The organism is Gilvirhabdus luticola (assembly GCF_040117515.1).
GTDB classification, from domain to species: domain Bacteria; phylum Bacteroidota; class Bacteroidia; order Flavobacteriales; family Flavobacteriaceae; genus Gilvirhabdus; species Gilvirhabdus luticola.
Genome location: NZ_JBEEEN010000002.1, coordinates 105,162 through 118,164 on the forward strand (window position 1 = coordinate 105,162; position 13,003 = coordinate 118,164).

The following is a 13,003-nucleotide window of genomic DNA, read 5'->3' on the forward strand; positions in this document are numbered from 1 at the left end:
CAAATCTACATATTTTTTTTATTTAAGACTTATAGTATAGTTTTTAAAATTAATGTCATAAAATGAAAAAATAACTTGACTTGAAGAGGATAGGATAAAACCTTAAATCGACCTACTAAAACTTGTCGTGAAATTTGAAATGAAGAATTTGTTAAAAAACTTCTGCTTGTTCGAATTCAGCTTTAGCTGAAAAGGTCAGAAGGTTTAGAATTCAAATAATAAATTTACATGAGTTTTAGTAAGTCTAGACTTTTTTGCTTCTTTTTTGGTCAATGCAAAAAAGAAGATATAAGACACAACCTTCTTCAATAACTCCTTAAAAGCAATACTATCTTGAGTTTATTGAAGACAAAATGAAACCTATTAACAAACAATCTTTACGATCAACTCAAGATAGAGTACAAGGCAACATTAATATACAACATGGTTTAATAACAACAAATAGGAGATGTTCCTATTTTATCCGTTCTTTGCAAAAAACAAATTTTGAATTACATCAACGTAGAAAATATTTCAAAATCCTATGGAGAACTCACACTATTCTCTGATCTATCATTCAGCATTCACAAGGATCAAAAAATAGGCTTCATTGCTAAAAATGGTAGTGGCAAAACCACCATTTTGAATATTCTCAACAAAACAGATCAACCAGATACTGGTCAGGTGATTTATAGAAATAACATCACGCATGCCTATTTACCTCAAGAACCAAAGTTACAGGAAAATTTAACTATTGAAGAAAGCATTTTTAGTTTTAACAATCCTGTTTTAAAAATCATCAAGCAATATGAAGAGGCTCTTAAAAATCCTGATGATTCTGAAACTTATCAAAAGGCATTCGAGCAAATGGAAATTCATAATGCATGGGATTTTGAAACACAATACACGCAAATCTTATCACAGCTAAACTTAAATGATGTATCTGTAAAAATAAGTACCTTGTCTGGTGGGCAGAAAAAAAGGGTAGCATTAGCCAATGTATTAATTACAAGACCAGATGTGCTCATTTTGGACGAGCCTACAAACCATTTAGATCTTGAAATGATTGAGTGGTTGGAAGATTTTTTTGCCAAAGAATCCATTACCCTATTTATGGTCACACACGATCGCTATTTTTTAGAGCGTGTGTGCAACGAAATTATCGAATTGGACGAAGGTCAGTTGTACAGTTACAAAGGAAATTACCAGAATTTTCTGGAAAAACGTGAAGCCCGAATAACCTTGCAAACTATTGAAACAGGTAAAGCGCAACAGTTATTCAAAAAAGAATTAAACTGGATGCGTCGGCAACCCAAAGCACGAACCACAAAATCAAAATCCAGAATTGACGATTTTCATGAGATTAAACAGCGAGCACATCAACGTAGAAATGATCATGAAGTGCAATTGGAAATAAATATGGAACGCTTGGGTAGTAAAATTGTGGAACTTCATAACATAAGCAAATCTTTTGGGGCACATATACTTTTAAATCAATTTGAATATACTTTTAAAAAGGGAGAACGAATCGGGATTATTGGTAAAAATGGTACGGGAAAATCAACCTTCTTAAATATCATAACTCAATTGCAAAAACCTGATACTGGCAAAGTGGTTATTGGTGATACCGTAAAATTTGGATATTATACACAAAAAGGAATAGAAATAAAACCTGAACAAAAGGTCATTGAAGTCATAAAAGAGTTTGGCGATTATATTCCGTTAAAAAAAGGAAGGCAGATAAGTGCGCAGCAATTACTAGAACGTTTTTTATTTGATAGGAAAAAGCAATACGATTTTGTTGAAAAGTTAAGCGGTGGCGAGCGTAAACGACTCTATTTGTGCACGGTACTGATTCAAAATCCTAATTTCTTAATTTTGGATGAACCAACCAACGATCTGGATATTGTGACACTCAATGTACTTGAAGATTTCTTGTTGGATTTTCCCGGATGCTTGCTGGTCGTGTCGCACGACAGATATTTTATGGATAAGATTGTAGACCATCTTTTTGTGTTTCGTGGTCAAGGTATTGTCGAAGATTTCCCTGGAAATTATACAGATTTTAGAACTTATGAAGCGAGTCAAACTATGGTAGACGTTATTGAAAATAGTCCAAAAGAGAAAAAGCAATGGAAAAAAGATGAGAATAATAAATTATCTTACAACGAACAGAGAGAACTCAAAAATATTGAAAGTAAACTAAAAACATTAGAGTTTGATAAAGCCGAAATAGAAGTCAAATTCAACAATTCTGATATGACTGAAAAACAGATTAAAGAATTATCTCAACAACTAGAAAAGATTATGAATGAAATTGAAATCAAAGAAGAACGTTGGTTTGAGCTAACCACAAAAATGGAATCATAAATAAAACGTCATTTCGAGTGAAACGAGAAATCTCTTTTAATTTTTTGTCTTAAAAAATGTGGTATTCACTTTTTGCATATATTAAGTTCCTAACGAATTCAACCAAACAACATGGTGTGCATTCACCTTTTGTTTTTGATGTAGTGACCAAATGTTTCTATGATAAAAAACAATATTTTGATTACAAAGAACTCATCAACTATAGAAATGCATTATTAAGATCGGATCTAGCTATTAAAATTACCGATTTAGGTTCGGGTTCAAAAAATACCAAAAACAATGTTCGCAAAATATCTAGCATTGCAAAAAACTCCGGAAGCACATTAAAACGGACAAAATTATTATACAGATTAGTCAATTATTTTCATATTAAGAACATTTTAGAATTAGGCACTTCACTAGGCATCGCTACTCATGCTATGAATTTAGCAAATCCTCAAGCCACCATAACAACCGTCGAAGGGTGTCCAAATATTTCAAAATTTACAAAAACCAATTTTGAAGTCATTGGGCTTAAAAATATGATGCTAATAAATGAGGATTTCGATACACTTGTTCCAAAGCTAACTAACAATGCATACGATTTGGTTTTCTTTGATGGCAATCATCAAAAACAAGCAACACTAAAGTATTTTAACACCTTGCTTTCAACGGTGCATAATGACTCTATATTTATATTTGATGATATTTATTGGTCTAAAGATATGACAGAAGCATGGCAAGACATAAAACAACATCCTAAAGTCACCATAACCATTGATACTTTCTTCTGGGGTTTTGTGTTCTTCAGAAAAGAACAGGCAAAAGAACATTTTACAATTAGAATGTAACAACAAGTTAAATCCTGCGTCATACTAAACAAAAAACAATATTTTTACAGGACAAAAGAAATCTCATGAGCAATCTTATAAAGATTAGGGGTATTATACGCGATTTTAAATTAGGGCAGGAAACAGTTCATGTGTTAAAAGGTATTGATTTAGATATTGAAAGAGGCGAATATGTTGCGATTATGGGACCTTCGGGTTCTGGAAAATCCACACTCATGAATATTTTGGGTTGTTTAGATACACCAACAGCTGGAAGCTATATTTTGAATGGAAAGGATGTAAGCAAAATGAGTGACGATGAATTGGCAGACATCAGAAATACAGAAATCGGATTTGTGTTTCAAACCTTCAACCTACTACCTAGAACTACAGCATTAGACAACGTCGCCTTACCAATGATTTATGCAGGCGTTTCAAAAAGTGACAGAATAAAAAGAGCTCAAGAAGTACTTGCTAATGTAGGTTTATCCGATAGAATGGACCATAAACCCAATCAATTATCCGGAGGTCAACGCCAACGTGTTGCGGTTGGCAGAGCATTAATTAACAAGCCATCTATCATACTTGCTGACGAACCTACTGGAAATCTGGATTCTAAAACCTCTTTAGAAATCATGGAGCTTTTTGACGATATTCATAAATCTGGAAACACTGTGATTATGGTCACTCATGAAGAAGATATTGCTGCGCGTGCACATCGTATTATCAGATTAATTGATGGCATGATTGATAGCGACACCCGAAAAAATAAAAGTCTTGCCAAAAAAATATAACGATTTACATTTTACTTTTTAACTTTTAACTTTTAACTTTCCAAATATTATTGATTAGGAATGAAAATTTATACCAAAACAGGAGATAAGGGTACAACGGCTTTGTTTGGAGGTACTCGAGTGCCAAAACATCATATTCGAATAGAGAGTTATGGCACGGTGGATGAGTTAAACTCTCATCTCGGTTTAATAAGAGATCAAAAAATTGATGAACAATATCAAAAGATTATCATTCAAATTCAGGAAAACTTGTTCACAGTTGGAGCTATTTTGGCAACAGATCCTGAAAAAGCTATTCTAAAAAGCGGTAAAGAACGTTTAAACATTCCTAAAATCTCTTCGGAAGATATTGCATTACTTGAAAGAGAAATGGATGTAATGAATGAAAGTCTTCCTCCTATGACAAACTTTGTACTTCCTGGAGGGCACCAAACGGTGTCATTCTGTCATATAGCGCGCTGTGTATGCCGTAGAGCAGAGCGTTTAACATCAGCACTTAACGAATTTGAACCAGTAGAATCTCATACTTTAATATATCTTAACCGACTATCTGACTATCTTTTTGTGTTGGCACGGAAGTTGTCTCATGACTTGCAGGTAACAGAAATTAAATGGGTTCCCAAAAAGTAATATTTAAAGAATCCAAAAGTATTGTTTTCGCCTTTTGAATATAAAATAGACAGTACTAAAGACCGTTCTTTAAAATAATGATTAAATAATTCATTTTTTTCTTGCTTGTTTAAACTAAAAAATTATTTTTGCAAAAAATTTAAATTGAATTACAAATGTATTGGACACTAGAATTAGCATCGTATTTAAGTGATGCACCTTGGCCTGCAACAAAGGATGAATTAATAGATTATTCTATTAGAACAGGAGCGCCTTTAGAAGTTGTTGAAAATCTTCAAGCAATAGAAGACGAAGGTGATTCTTACGATTCTATTGAAGAAATTTGGTCCGACTATCCAACAGATGAAGATTACCTCTGGAACGAGGACGAATATTAATAACTTTAATTAAACATAAAAAGTCTCTTCATGAGGCTTTTTTTGTGCCTTTACATTAATTAATCATAACAACAAAACGTATCTTTGAATGACAAATTTACTGTTTAAAGATTTTACAATAAAATAAGGGTAGACAATTAACTACCGTTTAAAATAAACAACACATGAGTTTATTAAATTCAGTATTAAAAGTATTTGTAGGAGACAAATCAAAACAAGATGTTAAGGCTATCATGCCTATTGTCAATCAAATTAAAACATTTGAATCGGCTATAGAAGCTTTATCACATGACGAATTAAGAGCTAAAACTACATCTTTTAAAAATATCATAGCAGAAGCTAATAAGGACACTGATGACCAAATAGCTAAACTTCTACAAGAAGCAGAAGCAACAGATGATATTGACAGACGAGAAGACATTTATCAAGAAATAGATAAGCTAAAAGACGAAGCTTACAAAATTACAGAAGACGTTTTAAACCAAATATTGCCAGAAGCTTTTGCAGTTGTAAAGGAAACTGCAAAGCGCTTTGTAGATAATACCAGTATTACAGTTACAGCGAATACCTTTGATAGAGAATTATCTGGAGAAAAAGATTATATAACACTAGATGACGATAAAGCCATATGGTCTAACTCTTGGGATGCAGCTGGTAAACCGGTTACTTGGGACATGGTGCATTACGATGTACAACTTATTGGTGGTATTGCCATGCATCAAGGAAAAATAGCAGAAATGCAAACTGGTGAAGGTAAAACTCTGGTCGCTACACTTCCTATGTACCTCAACGCATTATGTGGTAAAGGAGTACATTTGGTCACGGTAAATGATTATTTAGCAAAACGTGATAGTGCTTGGATGGCTCCTATTTTCGAGTTTCATGGCTTAAGTGTTGATTGTATAGACTACCACCAACCTAATTCTGCTGCTCGAAAAAAAGCTTATAATGCCGATATTACCTACGGAACCAATAACGAATTTGGCTTTGATTATCTACGAGATAATATGGCACATTCACCAGACGATTTGGTGCAACGTCCTCACCACTTTGCTATTGTAGATGAGGTCGATTCTGTATTAGTAGATGATGCACGTACACCATTGATTATTTCTGGTCCAATTCCTCAAGGCGACAGGCACGAATTTAATGAACTAAAACCTAAAGTGGATGATATCGTTAGTGTTCAGCGTAAATATCTAACTGGAGTTTTAGCTGAAGCAAAAAAATTAATTGCAGAAGGAGACACTAAAGAAGGTGGTTTTAAATTATTACGTGTATTTCGTGGAATTCCAAAAAATAAAGCATTAATTAAGTTCTTAAGCGAAGAAGGAGTTAAGCAGTTACTGCAAAAAACTGAAAACTTTTACATGCAGGACAACAACAGGGAAATGCCAAAGGTAGATGCAGAACTTTATTATGTTATCGATGAGAAAAATAATCAAATAGAATTATCAGATAAAGGGGTTGAATATCTTTCCGGAAAGGATGATCCAGACTTTTTCGTAATGCCAGAAATAGGCGTCGAAATTGCTAAAATTGAAGATCAAGGTTTACCAACTCAAGAAGAAGCAAAACTAAAAGAAGAATTGTTCAGAGATTTTGGGGTCAAATCAGAACGTATTCATACATTGAATCAACTGCTTAAAGCTTACGCACTTTTTGAAAAAGACGTTCAGTATGTCGTCATAGACAATAAAGTCATGATTGTTGACGAGCAAACAGGTCGTATTATGGATGGACGTCGTTACAGTGACGGTTTACATCAAGCGATTGAGGCTAAAGAAAATGTAAAGATTGAAGCGGCTACCCAAACATTTGCCACCATAACACTTCAAAATTATTTCAGAATGTATCGTAAATTGTCTGGTATGACAGGTACTGCGGTAACTGAAGCTGGAGAATTCTGGGAAATCTATAAGTTGGATGTAGTAGAAATTCCTACCAACAGGCCAATTGCCAGAGACGATAAACAAGATTTGGTTTATAAAACCAAACGCGAAAAATACAATGCAGTTATTGATGAGGTAACCAAATTATCACAAGAAGGACGTCCTGTTTTAATTGGAACAACGTCTGTTGAAATTAGTGAGTTGCTGGCAAAAATGCTAGCCATTCGTAAAATTCCTCATAATGTATTAAACGCAAAACTGCATAAAAAAGAAGCAGACATTGTTGCAGAAGCTGGACAATCTGGTCAAGTGACTATTGCTACAAATATGGCTGGTCGTGGTACAGATATCAAACTTTCAGACGAAGTGAAAAAAGCTGGAGGTCTTGCTATTGTGGGGACAGAACGTCATGATTCACGTCGTGTAGATAGGCAGTTACGAGGACGTTCTGGTCGTCAAGGAGATCCTGGAAGTTCTCAATTTTATGTGTCGTTAGAAGACAATTTGATGAGATTATTCGGTAGTGAACGTATTGCCAAAATGATGGATAGAATGGGCCTTAAAGAAGGTGAAGTTATTCAACATTCCATGATCTCAAAATCTATTGAGCGAGCACAGAAAAAAGTAGAAGAAAACAACTTCGGAATTAGAAAACGTTTGTTGGAATATGACGATGTTATGAACGCACAACGTGAAGTCGTTTATAAACGTCGCTATCATGCTCTTTTTGGTGAGCGCCTTCGTGTTGATTTTGCCAATATGATTTTTGACACGGCTGAAATTATTGCAGACACTAATAAGGCAGCTAACGATTATAAAAACTTTGAGTTTGAGTTGATTCGTTATTTTTCAATGAGTTCCCCAATTAATAAAGAACAATTTGAAAAACTCTCGGTTCAGGAAATTGCATCTAAAGTTTACAAAGCAGCTTTTGATCATTATAAAGAAAAAATGCAACGTAATGCTGAAATTGCATTTCCTGTTATCAAAAATGTCTATGAAAATCAACGAGATAAATTTAAACGTATTGTAGTTCCTTTTACAGATGGTGTTAAAACATTGCAAGTGGTTACAGATCTTGAAAAAGCATACGAATCTAAAGGAAAGCAATTAATTACCGATTTCGAAAAGAACATCACTTTGGCCATCATTGATGATGCATGGAAAACGCATTTACGCAAAATGGATGAGTTAAAACAATCCGTTCAATTGGCTGTGCATGAACAAAAAGATCCACTTCTTATTTATAAGTTTGAAGCTTTTGAATTGTTTAAAAGCACTATAGATCAAGTGAATAAAGATGTTATTTCATTCTTGTTTAAAGGTGAATTACCAACAGAAGAAGGAAACATTAGTGAAGCAAGACAAACTCGCAAAAGAGAAAAACTTGAAACTACCAAAGAAGAAATTCCAAACTTGGATGAACGTTCTGCACAAAATAGAGCAGCCGGAAACACCCAACGACAACCAGAAGTTGTTGAAACCATTGTTCGAGACAGACCTAAAATTGGAAGAAACGATCGTGTTACAATTAAACATGTAATGAGCGGTGAAAATAGGACTCTAAAATATAAACAGGCGGAGCCTCTAATTACTAAAGGCGAATGGGTTTTAATTGAAGATTAATAAAAACATAAAAATCAGTTAAATAGTTTTTTTTATAGCATTGAACTGTATATCCGATTATTTACTGTTTTTAACGAAAACTATTAAAAGTACCTGCTAGTTTTCTGCTTTTTTTTTAAATTCACGCTTCAAAGTTTTCCCTAAAATTTTAATACTAAATCGGCCCAAAATTTGACCAAACAAGAATCTATTATGTTACTTAATCTTCAGCATATAAAAAGGGAGTACTATATTTTTTTTCTAGTAATTTTATCATTTGTTTTATTTAGTTTCTCACCCATAAAAGCACAAACCATTAGCTTCGGTTCTTCTGGGTTAATAGGAGAAACTGTTACTAATCCAACGTCGTTAGAATTTGGCCCTGATGACAGACTTTATGTTTCACAACAAAATGGAACCATTTGGGCCTATACAATAGAAAGAGATAACGCTGCTATTGGAAGTGGAACATACTCTGTTACCAATTCAGAAGAAATTACCATTATTAGAAATTCGATAAAAAATCATGACGATTCAGGCAATATTACTCAAGCTCTAACTAGACAAATTACTGGGATTATATTATCAGGTACTGCTCTGAATCCCATTATATATGTAACATCATCAGATAATTTAATCGGTGGTGGCGGTGGTGGTGAAGACAGTAATTTAGATACTAATTCAGGTGTGCTGTCTAAACTAGAATGGGATGGAAATCAATGGAATAAGATTGACTTGATACGTGGCTTGCCTCGTTGTGAAGAAAATCATTCCACCAATGGTATGCAATTGTTTGAAAGAAATGGTACACGATATATGTTACTTAATCAAGGAGGTAATACCAATAAGGGAGCGCCATCCAACAATTTTGCAGGTACACCAGAATACTTTTATTCAGGAAGTGTACATATCATAGATTTAACACAATTGGAGTCTATGATGGTTTATACTGATCCAAGAACTAACACAGATTATGTATACGATTTACCAACATTGAATGACCCTAGTCGAGCAGATATAGATAATACAGATCCTAATTTCCCATATCCCATTGGTCACCCAATGTATAATGCCACAATAGATATTGGTGATCCTTTTGGCGGTAATAACAGTTTAAATCAGGCTTTTTTTGAGGCCGGAAGCCCAATTCAAATATTTGCTCCAGGATTTAGGAATCCTTACGATACCCTTATAACCGAAAATGGTAGAATTTATTTATCAGATAATGGTCCAAATTCAGGTTGGGGTGGATTGCCTAAAATTTATGATGTCAACACCGATACATTTTTAGGAGATCAAAGTACAGTCGTTGGAGGATACGATCCGATTAATCATTATGTAACAAACGAAATAAATGAAAATGGTAGCTCGTTACATGGTGATCCGCTACATTTTGTTGGAACAATAAATGATTCCAATGGTACGTATTTTGGCGGCCATCCTTTACCAATTAATGCATTTCCATCAAGGGCCAAGATTATTGCTTATGAGAATAATGGAGGTACATGGAATGAATTATACAATACTGATTTAGCAACATTATTAGTAGGGTGTTCTGGATATTTTAATAGTTCTTTTACTGTTGCAGATTTTCCAGACGATCCAAGATTAGGAGAATATTTAATGGATGAGCCTGTAGGAAGTACTAAAGTTAATATTTTGGATATCATTAATGCTTCAACAAATGGTATTGCAGAATATACCGCTTCAAATTTCAACGGAGCCATGCAAGGTAATATTCTAACTGCATCATTTAATGGGAACATTAATCGTTATGTACTTAATGCTTCTGGAGATACTGTGGTTGAATATGAAGCTACTTTTAGTGGATTTGGCAGTATACCTTTAGATGTTATAGCTCAAGGCGATTCAGATATTTTTCCAGGAACAGTTTGGGCCGCCACTTATGGTTCAGATAGTATTACAGTATTCGAACCATCTGATATTACCTGCTATCAGCCTGGAGATCCTGAATACGATGAGATGGCAGACTATGATATGGATGGTTTTACAAATTATGACGAAACAGAAAATGGTACCAATATTTGCTCTCAAGGAAGTAAGCCAAGTGATTATGATGGTGATTTTATTTCGGATTTATTAGATAATGATGATGATAATGATATGATCCTAGATGTAAATGATGTATTTGCATTGGATGCAGACAATGGTTTGACAACCTCATTGCCTATTAGTTACCCTTTTTGGAATAATGATCCTGGAACTGGCATTCTTGGATTAGGATTTACGGGATTAATGTTAGATCCTTCTGGATCAACAAATTACTATAATCAATTTAGCACTAATAATTTATCATTTGGCGGAGCTGCAGGAAAAGCAACAGTTGATATAGTAACCAGTGGCGATGCTTTAGAAGCCAATAACAATCAGGATAACGGTTTTCAATTTGGAATAAACGTAGATAGCAATTCTAATCCGTTTACCATTCATTCAAAAATTGAATCCCCTTTTTTTGGTATTAGTGGTTCTCAAAGTAACCCAGTAGATTTCCAATCTTATGGTATAAGCATAGGAAATGGTGATCAGGACAATTATCTGAAAATTGTTTTGATGAATGGAGTGACTAATGCCGATTCTGAATACGGAATTCAAATTCTGCTTGAAGATGGTGGTGTAGTTACTCATGATTCCAAATATGATATTACCGATATTTTAAGTGCCAACGCCATTAATATGTATATTTCGGTTAATCCTGCCGGCAATACTGCACAACCTTTTTATTCTATTGATGGAGGTTTAACATTAAATCTATTGGGATCACCAATAACTCTTCCTATTAATTTTTTAGATGATAGTGACAACCAAGGTTTAGCAATAACCTTAATTTCAACATCTAGAAATTCTACTGAATTTACTGCGACTTGGGATTTTATTGAAGTTTATGAAAATCAGAACGGAATTTTAACATATAATCCTAATAATTTAGATTTTGGCTTAACTCCTACTACCAATTCATTGAGAACAAAGTATGTAACCTTAAAAAATGAAGGAGGCCCAACAGACGATGTTATCACTGTTACTGATTTAAATTTTACCGGAACCGATTCAGGCTTATTTTCTAGTGATATAAGCCTTCCTTTCGATATAAATCCTGGAGTTAGTGTCTTGGTTCCTATACATTTTATTTCATTTGCCTCTTTAGGAGTGAAAAGTGCTAACCTCGAAATAACCCATTCAGGCAACAACTCTCCTAATTCATTACAAGTGTCAGCAGAGCTTACTGATGCCTTTGTTCCAGTGGTAAGAATAAATACGGGTGGAAATTCTGTAACAGCTACAGATGGTGGTCCAGATTGGGAAGCTAATCCAGCAGGTGATGGTGGTATTGGTGAATCCTTTATTGTTGATGAAGGTGGTGGCACCTTTTCAATTGGAAGCATTGATTATAGTTCAAAAGACATTTCAATTCCCGGTTATATAGATCAAACGACGTATGAGGCTCTTATGGTTTCTCAAAGAAATTCATCAAGTTTCACTAATAATATGATTTATCATATTTCGGTACCCAATGGCGATTATATTGTTAATTATTATGGTGCAAATATTTATAATGGTACGTCCCTTCCAGGTCAAAGAGTTTTTAGTGTAAATATTGAGGACGAACGTAAAATTGACCATTTAGATTTGTCAGACCAATATGGAAATGAAGTAGCTGGAATGATACAGCATAACGTAACAGTTACAGACAATTCATTGGAATTAGAATTTATTAGAGAAATAGAAGCTCCAGTTGTAAATGCCATTGAAATTTTAGGACTTCAATACCCTATAATTCAAGTAGATCCAATTTCAGACATGATAAGTTTTGAAGGTGATTATTTAGATTTTACAGTTGTTGCAAGTGGCGGAAATCCTGCTGACAATTTTTCATATTCGATTTCTGGGCAACCTGATGGTATTGCAATAGAGCCTACAAATGGTTTAGTGTCTGGAACCATTCAATCTACGGCCGTTACTGGTGGACCAAATAGTGATGGAATTCATAATGTAACCATTACCGTCTCCAAACCAGGTAGCGTGCCTGTTGAAGTAGAATTTCTTTGGACAATTAAAGAATATTTTGATTTAAATTTAGATGTTTCTCTCCAAGGAAGATCTGATTATAGTGGAACCTATTCCATTATTTTCTATGAATTGAATGATTTGGAGAATCCTGCCTATAGCTTTTCTGAAACCGCCGATGAATTTGGACAAATAGTATTAAGTTCTCAAGTTGCAGAAAGCGATTACAAACTATTAGTAAAACATCCACAATACTTGCAAGAACTAGTAAATTTAAACCTAATAAATGATGATTCGATTATTGTTCCTGAATTATTGGCAGGTGATGTTAATGATGATAATAAAGTAAACATTTCAGATTTTGCAATACTGGCAGGTTCTTACAATCTGGAAAGTGGTGATAGTGAGTATGATGATAGAGCAGATCTAAATAGCTCTGGAAAAGTTGATATTTCAGACTTTGCTTTATTAGCAGGTAATTACAACATATTTGGTAAAACAGAAAATGATTAAAAAAATAGAAT

General features: G+C 34.0%; 7 protein-coding genes. All 7 read left to right on the plus strand.

Annotated elements, in window-relative coordinates; all coding sequences use genetic code 11:
* Positions 1-486 precede the first annotated feature (486 nt).
* The 7 genes from AAFP94_RS04960 (at position 487) to AAFP94_RS04990 (ending at position 12,992) form a co-directional block, all read left to right on the plus strand.
* The gene (locus tag AAFP94_RS04960; protein ID WP_316661380.1) at positions 487-2,349 is read left to right on the plus strand and encodes an ABC-F family ATP-binding cassette domain-containing protein; all 1,863 of its coding nucleotides are present in this window, start codon (positions 487-489) and stop codon (positions 2,347-2,349) included.
* A gap of 56 nt (positions 2,350-2,405) precedes the next feature.
* Entirely contained in the window at positions 2,406-3,179 is a 774-nt protein-coding gene (locus AAFP94_RS04965) for an O-methyltransferase (RefSeq protein WP_316661381.1), read from the plus strand.
* A 65-nt stretch (positions 3,180-3,244) separates the two neighbouring features.
* The gene (locus AAFP94_RS04970; RefSeq protein ID WP_316661382.1) at positions 3,245-3,952 is read left to right on the plus strand and encodes an ABC transporter ATP-binding protein; all 708 of its coding nucleotides are present in this window, start codon (positions 3,245-3,247) and stop codon (positions 3,950-3,952) included.
* A 60-nt stretch (positions 3,953-4,012) separates the two neighbouring features.
* Positions 4,013-4,582, plus strand: coding sequence for a cob(I)yrinic acid a,c-diamide adenosyltransferase (locus tag AAFP94_RS04975; RefSeq protein ID WP_316661383.1), 570 nt, complete (start codon positions 4,013-4,015; stop codon positions 4,580-4,582).
* A gap of 155 nt (positions 4,583-4,737) precedes the next feature.
* Positions 4,738-4,959 carry a DUF2795 domain-containing protein gene (locus AAFP94_RS04980; RefSeq protein ID WP_316661384.1) on the plus strand — a complete coding sequence of 74 codons (222 nt, stop codon included), beginning with the start codon at positions 4,738-4,740 and terminating at the stop codon, positions 4,957-4,959.
* Between the two features lie 164 nt (positions 4,960-5,123).
* Positions 5,124-8,477, plus strand: coding sequence for a preprotein translocase subunit SecA (gene secA, locus AAFP94_RS04985; protein WP_316661385.1), 3,354 nt, complete (start codon positions 5,124-5,126; stop codon positions 8,475-8,477).
* Between the two features lie 171 nt (positions 8,478-8,648).
* Positions 8,649-12,992 carry a malectin domain-containing carbohydrate-binding protein gene (locus tag AAFP94_RS04990; protein WP_409628177.1) on the plus strand — a complete coding sequence of 1,448 codons (4,344 nt, stop codon included), beginning with the start codon at positions 8,649-8,651 and terminating at the stop codon, positions 12,990-12,992.
* The last annotated feature ends 11 nt before the right edge of the window (positions 12,993-13,003 follow it).